Source organism: Thermomonas sp. XSG (genome assembly GCF_014678725.1).
Taxonomy (GTDB): Bacteria; Pseudomonadota; Gammaproteobacteria; order Xanthomonadales; family Xanthomonadaceae; genus Thermomonas.
In genome coordinates, this window is record NZ_CP061497.1 from 2,322,302 (window position 1) to 2,339,445 (window position 17,144).

Here is a 17,144-nt window from a genome sequence, read left to right on the forward strand (position 1 = left end):
GAGGGGGCGCGGATCTCGGAATCGGACGGACATGCGGTGTGTCTCCCTGGCCGCTCAGCGGCGCAAGATCTTTGGATTCGAATTGCCCCAGACCGTGTACTGGTCGGCAAGGATGACGCCGGTGATCTCCTCGATCTCGGCCTGGGTGATCTGGTCTTCGCCCTGCCTGCCGAACAGCACCGCCTCGTCGTCGGGGCGGACGCCGACGATGTCCGTCACGTCCACCATCGTGGTGTTCATGGTGACGCGCCCGACGACGGGCGCGCGCTGTCCACGGACCAGGACGCTGCCCTTGTTGGAGTAGGCGCGGCGGTAGCCGTCCGAATATCCCACCGGCAGGTTGGCCAGCAGCGAGTCGCGGGACAGGGTGAAGGTCCGGTCGTAGCTCACCGTGCTGCCTGCCGGATACGCCTGCACGGAGGCGACGCGCGTCTTGAAGGCGGCGACATGCGCGAACGGCGGTTTGGGTGTGCCGCCATAGCCGTACAGGGCGCCGCCCGGACGCACCATGTCCAGGTGGGATTGTGGTACGTGCTGGATGGCAAACGAGTTGGCGGCGTGCAGCAGGACCTGTTCGCGGCGCAGCCGCGTGTTTGCGAACAGCCACTCCGCGTCGTGCTGGAACGTTTCCACGTTGCGCAGCAGTTCCGCCGGATCTTCCGACGGGAAGTGTGTCATCAGGCCGACGATCTGCAGGCCTTCGTTTTCCGCCAGTGCAAGGGCTTCGCGCCGACCGGCATCGGTACGCAGCTCCACGCCGTTGCGGCTCATGCCTGCGGAATTGAGGGCCAGGTGCACGCGGGCGCGGCGGCCGCGCTTGCGGGCGACCTGGAGGATGGAATCAGCCGCCTCCAGGTTGCCGACCAGCTCCTCCACATCGTAGGGCGCAGCTGCCGCAATCTCCCTTGCGGTGGCCAAACGCACGCGCATGATCCGCCCCTTGAACCCGCATGCGCGCGCCACGCGTGCTTCTTCGTTGCTGGCGATGCCGACGTAGGGAATGCGCGCCTTGATGACGCTGGGCATCAGCATGTCGATGCCGATGCCGTAGGCATCCGCCTTCATCACCGCGCAGACCTGCGCGCCGCCCGTCAGCATTGCGCGGATACGCTCGAGGTTGTCGTCGAAGATGGCCGGGTCCACTTCGATCCAGGCGTTCGATGCCTCTGCCCGCGATGGCTTGCGTGCGCCCAGCAGGGGTGCCGCCTGGGCTTCCACCGCAATGGCGACCGCCGTCCCCGTCGCCGCCGCGAGGAAGCGGCGGCGATCAAGCCAGATGGGACGGCGGTCGGGCATGGCGGCGCTCCTGCAAACGGGTATCGGTGGTGACAGCGGATGAGGGATGCGGGTCAGTTGATCGCCGCCCACACGCCGACGCGATGTCACGACGGCGCGCGGGCGGCGGCCCGGCAGGCAGACTCAGTGGAACTTGTACTCGACCATCAAGTTGAACGAGCGCCCGCGCGGATCGGCGACACGGGGTTCCCAGGCGGCGCCGGACGCGAAATCGACCTGGTGCGCGGTGAACGGCGGGTCGGTATTCAGCAGGTTGCGCAGGGCGAAGCTGATCTTGGTGTTTTTCATCCCCGACCAGGTCAGGCTGTAGTTGTAGGTCGTGTAGCTGTCGACGTCGGGGTTCCAGTTCGTCGGCGTGTAGAAGCCGCCCTCGACGCTCACCGGCTCCTCGTCCTTGTAGCCCGCGCGATGGACCTGGGTCAGCGTGTGCACCCAGTCGCCCTTCGCCCAGGTGAAGCCCAGCGTGTGCTTCCACTTCAGCGGCAGGTTGTAGAAGCGGACGTACTCGCCCACCTTGTTGCTGCTGTAGGGCTCGTTGGCCAGCGATCTTTCCTTGAAAGTGTCGATGTAGCTGCCATTGAGGTTCACCTGCCAGCGCCCCCCGGCCAGCTCGCCGTTCACGTTGGCGTCCAGCTCCACGCCGCGGGTCAGGGTGCCGCCGGAATTGATGTAGCGCTGGTCGATGGCGATGACCTTGCCGCTGCTGTCGCGGATCCAGTTCTCGCCGAACAGCGCGTAGTTCGCGGTCAGCGTGGCGAGGTTGGGGACGCGGATCGTGTTGGTGCGTTCGATTTCCCACCAGTCCACGCTGATGTTGAACCTGCTGTTCGGGGCGAACACCGCGCCCAGGCTCTTCTGGGTCGACTCCTCCGGCTGCAGGTCGATCTTGCCGCCGGTGATGATGGTGGGCTGGATCAGGTCGCAGCCCGGAATGGTCGAATTGACCGAGCCGCCGGGGCAGCTGGCGGGATCGACGAGGTCGCGACCGAAGTACTCCACGCGGTTCACGCCGGCGAAGAGCTTGGTGAATTCCGGCACCTTGAAGCCGGTGCTGTAGGCGCCGCGGAACGCCAGCGACTCAACCGGCTGCCACTTGAACGCGTATTTCGGATTGGTGGTCCCGCCGAAGGTGTCGTACTGGTCGCGCCGCACGGCCAGCGTCACGTCGAAGCCCTTCACGATCGGCACGTAGGCTTCCACGTAGAGCGCCTTGACATCGCGGGTCACCTTGGGGAGTTCGCTGGTGTCGTCGAACGGCGCCTGGTACAGCGTGTTGTAGTTGAGCGGCAGGCCGTTGAGCACCTGGACGCCACCGAACTTGTATTCCTCGCGGCGCGCCTCGACGCCCGTGGCCAGTTGTACTTCTTCTCCCCACAGGCTGAAGCCGAGGCCGCCGCTGAAGCTGGCATCCAGGGTGGTGACGGCGGATTCGCCGCCGTACAGGTGCACGCCGGTGGCCGAAGCCGCCTGCAGCGCCGCCATGCCTTCCGCGCTCTGCTGCTCGCCGGGCGTCAGGAACGGATTCAGCAGGCCGCTGCCGAGCGCCTGCTTGAGGCCGCTCGAGAAGTAGTACCCGCCGGCCAGGACCGACTCGGCCTTGTTGGACGCATGCGACAGGCCAACGTCGTAGTCCCAGTTGCCAATGCTGCCCTCCACCCCGGCCAGCAGCCGGAACGCCTTGGTGGTGGTTTCGATCTGGCGCGGTCCACACGCGACGCAGCGCCAGCGGTACGGGATCTTGTTGCCGTAGACCAGGTTGGCCGGGCCGAAATAGTTGGTCAGCGCATTGAAGATCTTGTCGTAGGTCGCCCGCGTCTGGCTGTTCAGCGGATACCAGGTGCTGGGGTCGAGGACGGCGGTCGCCGATGCGCTGGACGTCAGCTGCAGGGGTTCGTACTCGCGCTGGGATTTCACCTGCGACGCCATCAGCTCCGCGTAGAACTTGTGGTTGGCGCCGATCTTGAAGGTGGCCCGGCCCAGCGCCTGCACGCCCTCCAGAGGCTGTTGCAGCGGCTGTGCCGCCGGGTAGTCCCAGGCGCAGGCGTACTTGGAGCTGGCGCTGTCCCACAGGCGGTAGTCATACGGCCCCATGTTGTCGCCGCCATTGGCACAGCCAGCGCCACCCGGCAGGTTGAGGATGTTGATGAAGCGCTGGGCGCCCCCGCCGGCGGGGTCCGTCAGGCCACCCTGGATGATGCCGCCCGCGGCATTGGTCACCGTCGCGAACGGGGTGCCCCGGGTGTCGGGCGAAACGCCGCGATCCGGCTGGAAGCTGTTGGCGAAGTCGCGCTGGTGGCTGCGCAGGATCTCGCTGCGACGGTAGTTGACCGTGCCCCAGACGTTCCAGCCATCGGCCTCGAGGTCGCCGGTACCGGCAAGGATGCTGGAGGTGTAGATGTTGCCGCCGCCTTCCTGCGTCACGTCCAGGCCGGCGTTGACGACGATGCCCTGGTAGTCGCTGCGGGTGATGAAGTTGATGACGCCGCCGATGGCGTCGGTGCCGTACATCGCCGAGGCGCCGTCGCGCAGGACCTCAACGCGCTCGATCGCCGCGAAGGGAATGGAGTTCAGGTCCACCGCTTGGCCACGCAGGCCGTGGGTTGCCACGCGGCGGCCGTTCAACAGTACCAGCGTGGCGTCGGAGCCCTGGCCGCGCAGGTTGGCGCCGGAGACGCCTGCGGTGCCGCGCAGTTCCCCCAGATCCATGTCGACGGAGGCCGAAACCATGCCATCCGCGCCATTGCCGGCGACATTGAGGAATTGCAGCAGCTGCTCCGCCGAGGTAATGCCTTGCGCCTCGATGGCCGCCTTCTGCACGATGGTGATCGGGAGGGCCGCTTCCACGTCGGTGCGCTTGATGCGCGACCCGGTCACGGTCACGGTATCCAGTGTCCGCGTTTGCTTTTCGGTCTTGTTGTCGTCGCCGGCTTGCTGCTGGGCGATGGCCGGCAGGGCGAGGGCGGAGAGCAGGGCGAGCGTCAGGTGGCGCAGGACGGGCTTGTGGCGTGAAGCCATCGGTATTCCCCTAGTCGACAGGTGGCGTAGGCAGCTGTGCGCTACCGCGTGTGGAAGCGGGCCCCTGGTCCCCCGGCGCAAGCTTCCTGGCCCACTCTAGCGGGAATCCGATGCGGTTGAATATAGATTTCTTCAGAAACTATTTGTTCGAATAATCAATTCCTGAACGGACTTGACTCCCCTGAACGCAGAGAGCCCCGCAAGGCGGGGCTCTCTGCGCATGGCCATGGATCGCGGAGGATCAGGCGTCGGCGTCGTCCTTGTACGCGTCCACCGGAATGCAGGCGCACATCACGTTCTTGTCCCCATGCACGTTGTCCACGCGCGCCACCGGCGGCCAGTACTTGACCTGCTTGAGCACCGGCAGCGGGAACGCCGCCAGCTCGCGCGGGTAGGCGTGGGCCCATTCGCTGGCCGACACCTGCATCGCCGTGTGGGGCGCGTGCTTGAGCGGGTTGTCGGCGCGGTCCAGCCTGCCGTCGATCACGTCCTGGATCTCGGCGCGGATCTGGATCATCGCGTCGATGAAGCGATCCAGTTCGTGCTGCGATTCGGACTCGGTCGGCTCCACCATCAGCGTGCCGGCGACCGGGAAGCTCAGGGTCGGGGCGTGGAAGCCGAAGTCGATCAGGCGCTTGGCCACGTCCTCGGCGCTGATGCCGGACTGCTTCTCCAGCGGGCGCAGGTCGAGGATGCATTCGTGCGCGACCAGCCCGTTGCGGCCGGTGTAGAGCGTCGGGTAATGCGGGGCCAGGCGCCTGGCGATGTAGTTGGCGTTGAGCATCGCCACCTGGGTGGCCTTGCGCAGGCCGTCGCGGCCCATCATCGCGATGTACATCCAGCTGATCGGCAGGATCGAGGCGCTGCCGAAGCTGGCCGCCGACACCATCGCGCCGCCGCCGCTGCCCGCCGTGCGCACGCCGCCTTCGCCGAATGCCTTGGGCAGGAACGGCGCCAGGTGCGACTTCACCGCGCACGGGCCGACGCCGGGGCCGCCACCGCCGTGCGGGATGCAGAAGGTCTTGTGCAGGTTGAGGTGCGAGACGTCCGAGCCCCACTTGCCGGGCTTGGCCAGGCCGACCAGGGCATTCATGTTGGCGCCGTCGGTGTACACCTGGCCGCCGTGCTGGTGGATGAGCTCGCAGATGCGGACCACGTCCTCCTCGAACACGCCGTGGGTGGACGGGTAGGTGATCATCAGCGCGGCCAGGTTGGCCGAATGCTTCTCGGCCTGCACGCGGATGTCTTCCACGTCGACGTTGCCGTTGGCGTCGCACTTGGTGACCACCACCTTCATTCCGCACATGTTGGCGGACGCCGGGTTGGTGCCGTGCGCCGATTCCGGGATCAGGCAGATGTTGCGATGGCTCTCGCCGCGCGAGGCGTGGTAGGCGCGGATCGCCAGCAGGCCGGCGTATTCGCCCTGCGCGCCGGAATTGGGCTGCAGGCTGACCGCGTCGTAGCCGGTGGCTTCCACCAGCATCGCTTCCAGCCCGGCGATCAGTTCCTTGTAGCCCTGCGCCTGCTCGGCCGGCACGAACGGATGGATGTTGCCGAACTCCGGCCAGGTGATCGGGATCATCTCGGCGGTGGCGTTGAGCTTCATGGTGCAGCTGCCCAGCGGGATCATGGTGCGATCCATCGCCAGGTCCTTGTCCGCCAGCGTGCGCAGGTAGCGAAGCAGTTCGTGCTCGCTGTGGTGGGTGTTGAACACCGGGTGGGTCATGAACGCGCTGGTGCGCGCCAGTTCCGCCGGGATCAGCGACGGCGCGCTGGCATCCAGCGCGTCGACCGACGGCAGCGTCGCGTCATCGCCACCGAAGATGCGCCACAGCAGCTCCAGGTCGGCGCGGGTGGTGGTTTCGTCCAGCGAGATGCAGATCGAACCGTTGCCGCGCACGCGCAGGTTGGCGCGGTGCGCGCGGGCGCGCTCGACCAGCGCCGCGGACTGGTCGCCGGCGTCGATGCACAAGGTGTCGAAGGCGGTGGCGTGGACGCTGGCGTGGCCCAGCTCGCGCAGGCCGGCGGCGAGGATGGCGGTGTAGCGGGCCACGCGCTGGGCGATGCGCTTGAGGCCGTTCGGTCCGTGGTAGACGGCATACATCGCCGCCATCACCGCCAGCAGCACCTGCGCGGTGCAGATGTTGGAGGTCGCCTTCTCGCGGCGGATGTGCTGTTCACGGGTCTGCAGGGTGAGGCGGTAGGCGGGGTTGCCGGCGGCGTCGATGGACACGCCGATCAGGCGGCCCGGCATGCTGCGCTTGAACGCGTCGCGGCAGGCCATGAACGCGGCGTGCGGGCCACCGAAACCGAACGGCACGCCGAAGCGCTGGGTGTTGCCGATCACGATGTCGGCGCCCATCTCGCCCGGCGACTTCAACAGGGTCAGGGCCAGCAGGTCGGTGGCGACCACGAACAGCGCGTTGTGCGCATGGATGGCCTCGGCGTCCTTCTCCCAGTCGGCGATCCAGCCGCTGGACGCCGGGTACTGCACCAGCACGCCGAAATAGTCACCTTCGGCGATGGCAGCGTGCACCGCATCGGTACCACGCACCACGTTCACCTTCAGGCCCAGCGGCTCCGCGCGGGTCTGCAGCACTTCGATGGTCTGCGGGTGGGTATCGCCGATCACCAGGAAGGTGTCGGACTTCGACTTGGCGCTGCGCTTGGCCAGGGTCATGGCCTCGGCCGCGGCGCTGGCTTCGTCGAGCAGCGAGGCGTTGGCGATGTCCATCCCGGTCAGGTCGGCGACCATGGTCTGGAAGTTGATCAGCGCCTCCATGCGGCCCTGCGAGATCTCCGCCTGGTACGGGGTGTAGGCGGTGTACCAGGCCGGGTTCTCGAGGATGTTGCGCAGGATCACGTTCGGCACGTGGGTGCCGTAATAGCCCTGGCCGATGAAGCTGCGGAACACCTGGTTCTTGTCGGCGATGGCGCGGATCCTGGCCAGCGCGTCGACTTCGGTCATCGACTCCGGCAGTGCCAGCGGGGCGGTGGACTTGATGCTGGCCGGGACGATGGCGTCGGTGAACGCCTCCAGCGAATCGAAGCCGAGCTGGCCCAGCATCGCCGAGATCTCGGCGTCGTTGGGGCCGATGTGGCGTTCGATGAAGGCGTCGTGGTGTTCGAGCGAGCGGAGCGAGGGCTGGGTCATGGCGGCATCCGGGGGCGCGAGGGCGCAAGGAGGGGATGCCCGCTCTGTCCTTCTGCCTGAGAGTTTGGAAGCGCGCGGGCGGGGAGGGGAATCCGCGCGGCTTCTTGCCCCTTCGGCGCCGGTATCGCCGATGGATGGCGTCCGATCTCTCCAGAGTGTGGTCACACGGCGGTCTTGGGCCTGAGCGATTCCGGGCGGTTGCGCCTTCGGCAGCGCTGCGGGACGAGGTCCGCGCGCTTCTCCCTCCGTGTGGCGCGATTATAGCGGCTGGCGGTAGTTGCAGGCGTGCAACGCAGCTTTTCCGCGACGGACGGCGCTCCCGCCGCTGCTATCCTGCCGGCCGGCATTCCCCCATCCCCTGGCCGTGACCCCACCCATCTCCTTCCGTCGCCTGGCGTTGCTGCTGGGTGGACTGTCGATGTTCGGCCCGTTCTCCATCGACACCATCTTCCCGGCGTTCCCGCAGATCGGCGCGCAGATGGGTGCGGACAAACTGGCCATGCAGCAGACCATCAGCGTCTACCTGCTGGCCTACGCCGGGATGAGCCTGGTGCACGGCTCGCTGTCGGATGCGCTGGGGCGGCGGCGGGTGATCCTGGGCGGGCTGGTGGTGTTCCTGCTGGCCTCGGTGGGCTGCGCGCTGGCCACCACGTTGCCGCAGTTGCTGGCGTTCCGCGCGCTGCAGGGCCTGAGCGCGGGGGTGGGGCTGATCGTGGGGCGCGCGGTGATCCGCGACGTGCTGCACGGCGACGACGCGCAGCGGCTGATGAGTCAGGTGTCGATGATCTTCGGCATCGCCCCGGCGGTGGCGCCAGTGCTGGGCGGCTGGCTGCTGGGCTGGCACCGATGGCCGGCGATCTTCTGGTTCCTGATGGCGTTCGCGGCGGTGCTGATCGTGGCAGTCTGGCGCGGCCTGCCGGAAACCCATCCGCCTGCGGCGCGGCTGCCGCTGCGGCCGCCCGTGCTGCTGCGCGGCTACCTGGAGATGGCGCGCAACCCGCGCTTCCTGCGCCTGTCGATGGCGGCGGCGCTCAACTTCGGTGCGCTGTTCCTGTACATCGCTTCCGCCCCGGCCTTCGTGCTGGACCTGCTGCGGCTGCGCGAGCAGCAGTTCGGCTGGTTCTTCATCCCGATGATCGGCGGGATGATGCTGGGTGCATTCGTTTCCGGCCGCGCCGCCGGGCGCATCGACGGCCGCCGGCTGGCCAACATCGGCTTCGCCTGCTGCGGCACCGCCATGGCGCTCAACCTGGGCTACACCCTGTGGGCCGACGTGCCGGCGGTGCCGTGGGCGGTGCTGCCGATGAGCCTGCTCGCGTTCGGCATCGCGCTGGTGTTCCCGATCATCACCCTCGCCATCCTCGACATGTACCCGCACCGGCGCGGCAGCGCGTCGTCGTTGCAGGCCTTCTTCGGCCTGCTGGGCAACGCGGTCATCGCCGGCCTGCTGTCGCCGCTGCTCAGCGACAGCGCCCTGCAACTGGCGCTGGGCGCCGCCGCGTTCGTGCTGGGCGGCTGGCTGTTTTGGTGGTGGGAAAACCGCGTCTCTGGGCGCGCCCTGCGGGTGCCGCTGGTGCCAGCCGCCATGGAGCCTAGCGAGCTGTAGGACGGCGCATCCACGCATATACCGGCGCGCCCGCCAGCAGTAGCGCACCCCCCCAGAGCAGCGCTTCGGTGCCGGCGCCGAGCAGGGCATAGGCGCCGTAGGCCAGCGCGAACGCCGCGACCGCGCGCCCCTTGCGCTCGCCGCGCAGCAGCCAGGCGGCGCTGCCGGCGAGGTAAGGCAGCAGGGTGGCAGCGGTGGACAGCAGGATCGAGAAGGTGAACAGCGACACCAGCGAACGGCTGAAGTTGGCCGCCACCAGCAGCGAGGCCAGCAGGCTGCTGGCAAGGAGGCCGAACGCCGGCGTGCCGCGCGCGTCCTGGCGGGCGAAGGCGCGCGGCAGCAGGCCGTCGCGGGCCGCCGCCAGCGGGATCTGCGCCGACAGCATCACCCAGCCGTTGAGTGCACCGAGGCAGGACACCGCCGCCACCATGGCGATGGCGATACCCGCCCAGCCGCCCCACAGCATCCGTGCGGCATCCGCCATGGGTGCCGTGGAGTCCTTCAGTTGCGCCGCCGGGACGATGCCGATCACCGCGGTCACCGCCAGCACGGTGGCGATGCCGGCCAGCAGGGTGCCGGCCAGGGTGGCGCGCGGGATGGTGCGCGCCGGGTCATCAATGGCGCCGGCCGGCACGGTGGCGGCCTCCAGCCCCAGCAGTGCCCACAGCACCAGCGCAACGCAGGCATGGGTGGCCGTGGGCAGCGATTCCGCGCTGCGGTTGAACGGCTGGAACTGCGCCGGCTCGATGAACCAGATCGCGATGCCGGCGAACAGCGCCAGCGGCACGAATTTGAGCACGGTCAGCACGATCTGCATCCGGCCCGCTTCGCGCAGCCCCAGCAGGTTGATACCGGCGCACAGCCACAGCCCCGCCAGCGCGCAGGCACCGGCGCGCAGCGGCGTCGCCACCAGCGCCGGGAACAGCGCGCCCAGGCTGCCGGCGAAGGCCACCGCGATGGCCGCATTGGCGCTCCAGATCGACACCCAGTAGCTCCACGCGACCATGAACGCCGGTGCCTCGCCGAAGGCGTTGCGGGCGAACGCATAGGGACCACCGGTCTGCGGCCAGCGCATCGCCAGGCGGGCGAAGGTGAGCGCCAGCGCCAGCGCGCCGGACAGGGTGATCGCCCAGCCCAGCAGGCTGACGCCGCCGTACGACGCCAGCGACGCCGGCAGCAGGAACACCCCGCTGCCGATCATGCTGCCGACCACCAGCGCGGTGGCCGACCACGGGCCGAGGGGCCTGCGCTCCTTCGGCTCCGGCTGGTCGTGGGCGTCAGTCATTGCCGCCGGCAGCCGTTGTGCCGCTGCGATACGCATCGCGCAGCAGTTCGTGGAAGTGGTGGACACCGGTCTCGCGCAGCGGGTTCAGCCGGCCCGGCACGTAGCTGCCGGAAGCCATGCCACGCTGCACGTCTTCGCAGATGCCGATGTCCTCATGCTGCACTTCGTCGCTGAAGGCGAGGTCGGCATCGCGCCGCGCGGCGTCGCAGGCATCGGCGTAGTAGCTGTCGAACACCACCCGGCAGCGGTCCACGCCCAGCGGCACCACCGTATTGGTCTGCAGGCGCCCGGGCAGGATGTTGAGCATGGTGTTCGGCCACAGCCAGTAGTACAGCGCGTCGCCGTTCCCGTACAGCGCGGGGTCGCTCTCCAGCGGGCTCCACTGCAGCGAATGCCAGCGCGAAAGTTCGGTGCGGTAGCTGCGGTAGTCCAGCAGCCGGTTCAGGCCCGGATGCACGAACGGGACGTGGTAGCCCTCGAGGTAGTTGTCGACGTACACCTTCCAGTTGCAGGCGATGTCGTAGCTGGCGCGATGGTGGCCCCCGTAGTTCTCCAGCCCGCGGTCGGTGCCGAGGCGGGCGTCGATGCCGGCGACGAAGGCTTCGAAGTCCGGTGCGTTCGCTTCATCGACCGCCGCGAACACCAGCCCCTGCCAGACTTTCACGGCGAGCTGCGGCAGGCTCACGTCGGCGACGTCGAACCCCTGCGCGTCCTTCATTTCCGGCGCCGAGCGCAGCTGGCCTTCCAGCGTGTAGGTCCAGCCGTGGTAGCGGCAGCGCAACGCCTTCGCGGCGAGCCCGTCGCACTGCGCGATGGGGCCGGCACGATGGCGGCAGACGTTGTGCATCACCCGCACCGTGCCGTCGGCGCCGCGCACCGCGATCACCGGCAGGCCAGCGAGGTTGGCAACGACGTGGTCGCCTATGCCGCGCAGCTGCGAGACGTGCGCGACCAGTTGCCAGCTGCGGTCGAAGATCGCGCTGCGGTCGGTGGCGGCCATTTCCGGCCCCGCGTAGAAGCGTGCGGGCAGGGCGGTGGCGGTAGCGGGCGGCTGCGGGGCAAGGTCGGTGTGCATGCGCCCAGTATCGCGCTGCAGCCGGGAAAAAGAAGGCCGGCTTGTGCCGGCCTTCGATCAACGCGAGTGCTCAGGAATCCGAAGTCGCGGCCTTGGTGTCGGTTTGGCCGGGTTCCATGACCCGCGCCGTGCTGCCCACGCGCACGGTGATGGATTGCACGGGGTCGATGGTGCCGTCCTTGTGGACCCGCACGACCTGGTATTCGCCTGTCGGCACACGGCGGATCTGGTACTTGCCATCCTTCTCGATCTTCAGTTCGCGCTTGAACCCGGTATCGACGCCGGTGATGGTCACGGTGTCGCCGCTTGATGCCTCGCCGGTGATGTTCCCACCACTGGATTGCGCATGGACGGCCATGTGCAGGGAGGCCGCCAGGAGGGTGCTGGCGAAAACGACTTTGGCATTGCGGCGCATGGCGATCATCGATGCGGTGTGGAGGAGTCGCGAAACTGCATCAAGGCTTCGCCGCGGGCAAGTGACTTTCGGCATCCCGGAACAGAAAGGCCGGCTTGCGCCGGCCTTGCACTGCCATGTTGCTGGCGGCCTAGCCGGCTTTCGCCGGCGTAGCCGGCGCCGCGACGGTGCCCGCCGCGTTCCATCCGCAGGTGCTACCCGCGTTCTGTTCCTTCAGCCAGGTCTGCAACGGTGCGAAGTACTCCAGCACCGCGCTGGCGTCCATTTTCTCGCCGCCGGTCAGCTCCTTCATGGTCTGCTGCCACGGCTGGCTGTTGCCCTTGGACAGCATCGCCCAGTAGCGCTGGCCGGCTTCCTTGTTGCCGTAGAAGCTGCATTCGTACAGCGGGCCCTTGTGACCCGAGGCATCGCACAGCGCCTTGTAGAACTGGAACTGCAGGATGTGCGACAGGAAGTAGCGGGTGTACGGGGTGTTGCCGGGCACGTGGTACTTCGCGCCCGGGTCGAAGAAGTCCTCGCCGCGGGCGGTGGCCGGGGCGACGCCCTGGTACTTCGCCTTCAGCTCCCACCACGCCTTGTTGTAGCCGTCGGGCTTGATCGAGCCATCGAACACGCCCCAGCGCCAGCGGTCGATCATCAGCCCGAACGGCAGGAAGGCGACCTTGGCCAGCGCCATCCGCATCTGCGCATTGATCAGCGCTTCCTGGCTCTGCTTCGGCGCATCGACCAGCCCCACCGATGCCAGGTACTGCGGGGTCATCGCCAGCACGATGGTGTCGCCGATGGCTTCGTGGAAACCGTCATGGGCGCCGTTCTGGAAGATCGGCGGCTGCTTGTTGTAGGCCAGGTCGTAATAGATGTGGCCAAGCTCGTGGTAGATCGTGGTCAGCTCTTCCTCGCTGGGCACGATGCACATCTTGGTGCGCACGTCGCCGGCCATGTTCATGTCCCAAGCGCTGGCGTGGCAGACCACGTCGCGGTCCATCGGCTTGATGAACTGCGACTTCTGCCAGTAGCTCTCCGGCAGCTTGGGCATGCCCAGCGAGACGTAGAAATCCTGCGCGCGCTCGGTCATCGCCTTGGCGGTGGCCAGCTGGGCGGCGCGCTGGGCGGCGAAGCTGCGTTCGGCGGCGGAAGTGCCGGCCGCCGCGGGCTTGGCCAGCTCGCGGGCAAGGTCGGCGGCGGCCATCCGCTCCAGCGCGCTGTTGATATCCAGGCTTCCGGCCGCCTTGTACGGCTGCAGGATGTCCCAGAGGTTGCTCCAGTCCTGCTGCCACAGGTTGCCCATCAGGTGGGCAGGCAGCAGGCCGCCGGCAACCTCGCCCTTGTCCTTGCCGTACTGCGCGTCCAGCCGGGTGCGCGCGTAGCAGTGCAGCTGTTCGTACAGCGGCTTGACCTGGCCCCACAGGCGGTCGCTCTCGCTGGCAAGCTCCGCCGGCGACATGTCGTAGCCGGAGCGCCACATCTCGCCGGCGTCGGCGAAGCCCATCTCCTTCGCGCCTTCGTTCACCAGTTCGGTGAAACGCACGTAGTCCTTGCGCATCGGCACGCTGATGGTGTGCCAGCCCTGCCAGGCATCCAGCTGTGCGTCGTAGTCGCGGCTCTTGGCCAGCACGTCGCTGAGCTGGCCGATGTCGCGACAGGTCCGGGCAGCGCCTTCGCCCGTGCAGTAGCTGCCGGCGCCGTACATGCCTTCCATGCGCGTTGCGAGCTGGGTCAGTTCCTCCAGCTTCTTCGGGTCCTTGGGCGCCGGCATCGCCGTCCACAGCTTCAGCAGCTTGAGCGCGCGCGCGGTTTCCGGCTTCAGCTGCTGGCCGTCGTAGCGCTTCGACTGTTCGATCCACACGTTGAGCTGGGCCAGCCAGCGTTCGTTGGCCTTGGCCGCGATCAACTCGCTGTCGCCGTTGATGTAGGTATTCGACAGCCACTGCGCGGAATTGAGTTCGGTGCTGAGCTTGCGTACCTCCTCGTTGACGCGGGCGACGAACTGGTCGGCAGTCTCGCCCGGCTGGGCGGCGGGCGCGGGGGTCGCGGCGGCGGGCTCGGCGTCGCGCTTGCACGCGGCAAGACCGAGGGTGCCGATGACGGCGGTGGCAAGCAGGGCGTGGCGGAGCTTCACGGGCGGATCCTCGGCGGCAGGGAGATGCGGGAAGCGGCAAGGCTAGACCGCGACGCCGCGCGCCGGCAAGCGGACCGGCTCAGGCATGCATGGGCCCGGCCTGCGTGAGCGCGCCGTCGGCATCCACCAGCCCGTGCTCGCGCAGCCATCGCCAGGCGTCGTCGGCATCGTGTTCGACATAGGCGCCGGCGGAACCGAGCCGGAAGGTGTAGCCCCATGCGTCCATGTCGGCCCAGACCCGCTGGCGGCCTACGCCTGGCAGGGCATCGCCCAGCAGGCCCTGCAGCACGCACACAGCGTCTTCCTCGGGCACCGAATCGGTGGCGTCGGTATGCACGCCGGCGCGGCGCTCCGGCGGCAGTACGATCAGGTGCCCGGACTCGTGCAGCAGCGAATGCACGGGGGTGTCGGCGCGGGCGTAGACGGTGCTCCCGATGATGCCGGCCTCGCTGTCGCCCCAGTAGCTGCCGGGAATGGGCTCGCCATCGGCCACGCGCGCAAGCGCCAGCCCGTAGCGGGCCAGCAGCGCGCGCGGCGCATCGAAGCCGATGTCGGCCAAGGTCAGCACCGGCGGGGTTTCCACGGCGGGCGGCCGGACTGTTTTCAGGCCGGCGAGGCGCCGCGTTCCGGCAGCGACACCGAGATGTCCAGCACGTCGTGCTCGCCGTCCTTGACCACGTCCACCTTGACCGCGTCGGTGTCCACGTTCACGTACTTGCGGATCACTTCCAGGATCTCGCGCCGCATCAGCGGCAGGTAGTCCGGCGCGCCGGCCGAGCTGCGCTCCTGCGCGATGATGATCTGCAGGCGGTTCTTGGCGACCGAGGCGGTGTTCTTCTTGGGCTTGAGGAAATCGAAAATAGCCATGCCTCAACCCCCGAACAACTTGCTGAAGAAGCCTTTCTTTTCCACCGTGGTGAAGCGCAGCGGGCGATCTTCGCCCAGCAGCCGCGCCACCGCATCGTCATAGGCCTGCCCGGCGATGGACTCGCCGTCCATGATCACCGGTTCGCCCTTGTTGGAGGCGTTGAGCACGTCGCCCGATTCGGGGATCACGCCGATCGTCTTCAGGCCCAGGACTTCCTCGACGTCGTTGATCGACAGCATCTCGCCGCTCTCCACCCGCACCGGGCTGTAGCGGGTCAGCAACAGGTGCGCGGACACCTCGCCATCGCTGCGTTCGGCGCGATGGGTCTTGGAGGCCAGCAGGCCCAGCACGCGGTCGGAGTCGCGCACGCTGGAAACTTCCGGGTTCACCACCACGATCGCCTTGTCGGCGAAGTACATCGCCAGGAACGCGCCCTTCTCGATGCCGGCCGGGCTGTCGCAGATGACGTAGTCGAAGCCTTCGGCGGCCAGGTCCTTCAGCACCTTCTCCACGCCGTCCTTGCTCAGCGCATCCTTGTCGCGGGTCTGGCTGGCGGCCAGCACGTACAGGTTGTCGAAGCGCTTGTCCTTGATCAACGCCTGCTTGAGGGTGGCCTCGCCGTGGATCACGTTGACGAAGTCGTACACCACCCGGCGTTCGCAGCCCATGATCAGGTCGAGGTTGCGCAGGCCGACGTCGAAGTCGATGACCGCCACTTTCTTGCCGCGGCGGGCGAGCCCGGTGGCGATGCTGGCGCTGGTCGTGGTCTTGCCGACGCCGCCCTTGCCCGAGGTGACTACGATGATCTCAGCCAAGTTGGCTTCCTCCGTGATGCTGTGGGAGCGGCGTTCAGTCGAGCGCCGCAAGCTTGAGTTGTCCGTGTTCCAGCCACACCTGCACGGCCTTGCCGCGCAGTTCGGCGGGGATGTCTTCCATCACCTTGTAGTGCCCGGCCACTGCGACGAGTTCGGCATGGAATTCGCGGCAGAAGATCCGGGCGCCTTCGTTGCCGCGCGCACCGGCCAGGGCGCGGCCGCGCAGTGCACCGTAGATGTGGATGCTGCCATCGGCAAGCACTTCCGCGCCAGCGCCGACCGTGGCCAGCACGGTCAGGTCGCGCTGTTCGGCGTAGACCTGCTGGCCGGAGCGTACCGGCGCGGCCTGGATCAGGCCGGGCGCGGAGGCGCCGGCAACCGCCGGGGCGGCGGCAGGGGCGGCCGGTGGTTCGGCGGCGCGCGGCGGTTCCGGGGCGCGGGCCGGTGCCGGCGCGTCGTCGGCGCGTTCGTACTGGGCGCGGAACTTGGCCAGCAGCGGCAGGCCCAGCTGCTGCGACAGTGCCTCGATTTCCCTGGTGCCGTAGGCCAGCGCGACCGGCAGTACGCCGGCGTCGCGCAGGCCTTCCACCAAGGTGCGGGCCTCGTCGAGGCTGGGCGCCTTGCTCAGGCCGCCGAAGTCCAGCACCACCGCGGCGCGCGCGAACAGGTTGGGCGCGCGCTGCACCCGCTCCTGCATCTCTGCGGCCAGCTGTGCCGGATCGAGGTTGCGTACCCGCAGGTTGGCAATGCCGACCTGGCCGAACTTCAGTTCGCCCGCCTGCGCGTAGTCGGTCTGGGCGCTCATGCGCAGGCACCCTTCGCCGGCAGCGCCGCGGCGACGTGGCTGCGCGGGCGCTGCAGCCAGGGCTCGTCGGGCAGCGCGTCGCCATAGGTGTCGCGCACCCACGGGTAGCTGCACAACGTCTTCATCAGCATCGCCGCGCGCAGATCATGGCCAGGACCTTCGGCCGAAGGCATGACGTTCTGGCCCACTTCGCGGAAGCCGAAGCTGCCGTGGAACAGCAGCGCGTGGTCGGCGCCATGCTCGAGGAACACCTCGCAGGCCAGGTGCGGGTAGCGCAGCTCGGCGTAGCTCTGCACGTCGGCGTACAGCGCGCGGCCGACGCCACCGCCACGGCGGCGGCTGGCCACGACCACGCGGTCGATGTAGAAGAAATCCGGGTAGCGCTCGCGGAACCAGGCGAAGTTGACGCTGTCGTGCTGCGCGTGCGCGCCGAAGCCGATCAGGAAGCCAGCCATGGCCCCGTCGCGCTCGGCCACGCGGAAGTACTCGGCGCGGTCGAACAGCTGGCGCAGGCGAGCCGAGTCCAGGGGAAGGATCGCAGGACCTGCCGCGTTGTTGAGGGCCAGGACGGAATCCAGCTCGTGCTCGCGCACGTCGCGGATGGCGATCGACATTCCTTGGAACTCCTTGAAACTCCGGTGGCTGCTGCGTGTGGTCCGTCGCGCGGGCCACAGGCGATTATCGCATGGGC

Annotated in this window: 13 protein-coding genes and 1 riboswitch; of the genes, 1 reads left to right on the forward strand and 12 read right to left on the reverse strand. The window is 68.2% G+C overall.

The annotated features are described in order from the left end of the window. Window positions 1-54 precede the first annotated feature (54 nt). From alr to gcvP, 3 genes are all read right to left on the reverse strand, one after another. Entirely contained in the window at window positions 55-1,368 is a 1,314-nt protein-coding gene (alr, locus tag ICG51_RS10980) for an alanine racemase (protein WP_223809434.1), read from the reverse strand. 51 nt (window positions 1,369-1,419) lie between these two features. Beyond that, window positions 1,420-4,311: a TonB-dependent receptor gene (locus tag ICG51_RS10985; protein WP_190280398.1), complete on the reverse strand. Its 2,892-nt coding sequence runs from the start codon at window positions 4,309-4,311 to the stop codon at window positions 1,420-1,422. A 241-nt stretch (window positions 4,312-4,552) separates the two neighbouring features. Beyond that, the gene (gene gcvP, locus ICG51_RS10990) at window positions 4,553-7,465 is read right to left on the reverse strand and encodes an aminomethyl-transferring glycine dehydrogenase (RefSeq protein WP_190280399.1); all 2,913 of its coding nucleotides are present in this window, start codon (window positions 7,463-7,465) and stop codon (window positions 4,553-4,555) included. Window positions 7,466-7,499: 34 nt separating this feature from the next. Beyond that, window positions 7,500-7,629: riboswitch (glycine riboswitch) on the reverse strand. Between the two features lie 194 nt (window positions 7,630-7,823). On the opposite strand from gcvP, the gene ICG51_RS10995 reads away from it, so the two are divergent. Next, window positions 7,824-9,071, forward strand: coding sequence for a multidrug effflux MFS transporter (locus tag ICG51_RS10995; RefSeq protein WP_255428754.1), 1,248 nt, complete (start codon window positions 7,824-7,826; stop codon window positions 9,069-9,071). Here the strand turns inward: ICG51_RS10995 and ICG51_RS11000 are convergent. The 9 genes from ICG51_RS11000 to ICG51_RS11040 all read right to left on the reverse strand — a co-directional run bounded on the left by ICG51_RS11000 (window position 9,058) and on the right by ICG51_RS11040 (window position 17,067). Then, window positions 9,058-10,356, reverse strand: a complete 1,299-nt coding sequence (locus tag ICG51_RS11000) for an amino acid permease (RefSeq protein ID WP_190280400.1) — start codon at window positions 10,354-10,356, stop codon at window positions 9,058-9,060. The two genes, ICG51_RS10995 and ICG51_RS11000, sit on opposite strands and share 14 nt — an antisense overlap. Then, window positions 10,349-11,431: an SRPBCC family protein gene (locus tag ICG51_RS11005; protein ID WP_190280401.1), complete on the reverse strand. Its 1,083-nt coding sequence runs from the start codon at window positions 11,429-11,431 to the stop codon at window positions 10,349-10,351. Before ICG51_RS11005 ends, ICG51_RS11000 begins: the two co-directional genes overlap by 8 nt. 70 nt (window positions 11,432-11,501) lie before the next feature. Next, a complete protein-coding gene (locus tag ICG51_RS11010; RefSeq protein WP_190280402.1) occupies window positions 11,502-11,846 on the reverse strand; it encodes a carboxypeptidase-like regulatory domain-containing protein in 345 nt (114 codons plus the stop codon). A gap of 130 nt (window positions 11,847-11,976) precedes the next feature. Beyond that, window positions 11,977-13,965 (reverse strand): M2 family metallopeptidase, encoded by a 1,989-nt coding sequence (locus ICG51_RS11015; RefSeq protein WP_190280403.1) that lies wholly within the window; start codon window positions 13,963-13,965, stop codon window positions 11,977-11,979. 79 nt (window positions 13,966-14,044) lie between these two features. Further along, window positions 14,045-14,548, reverse strand: a complete 504-nt coding sequence (locus tag ICG51_RS11020) for a hypothetical protein (protein WP_223809435.1) — start codon at window positions 14,546-14,548, stop codon at window positions 14,045-14,047. Window positions 14,549-14,568: 20 nt separating this feature from the next. After that, the gene (gene minE, locus ICG51_RS11025; RefSeq protein ID WP_028838487.1) at window positions 14,569-14,832 is read right to left on the reverse strand and encodes a cell division topological specificity factor MinE; all 264 of its coding nucleotides are present in this window, start codon (window positions 14,830-14,832) and stop codon (window positions 14,569-14,571) included. Between the two features lie 3 nt (window positions 14,833-14,835). After that, the gene (gene minD / locus ICG51_RS11030; RefSeq protein ID WP_190280404.1) at window positions 14,836-15,648 is read right to left on the reverse strand and encodes a septum site-determining protein MinD; all 813 of its coding nucleotides are present in this window, start codon (window positions 15,646-15,648) and stop codon (window positions 14,836-14,838) included. Between the two features lie 34 nt (window positions 15,649-15,682). Beyond that, the gene (gene minC / locus ICG51_RS11035; protein ID WP_190280405.1) at window positions 15,683-16,453 is read right to left on the reverse strand and encodes a septum site-determining protein MinC; all 771 of its coding nucleotides are present in this window, start codon (window positions 16,451-16,453) and stop codon (window positions 15,683-15,685) included. Then, window positions 16,450-17,067: a GNAT family N-acetyltransferase gene (locus ICG51_RS11040; RefSeq protein WP_190280406.1), complete on the reverse strand. Its 618-nt coding sequence runs from the start codon at window positions 17,065-17,067 to the stop codon at window positions 16,450-16,452. Before ICG51_RS11040 ends, minC begins: the two co-directional genes overlap by 4 nt. Between the last annotated feature and the right edge of the window lie 77 nt (window positions 17,068-17,144).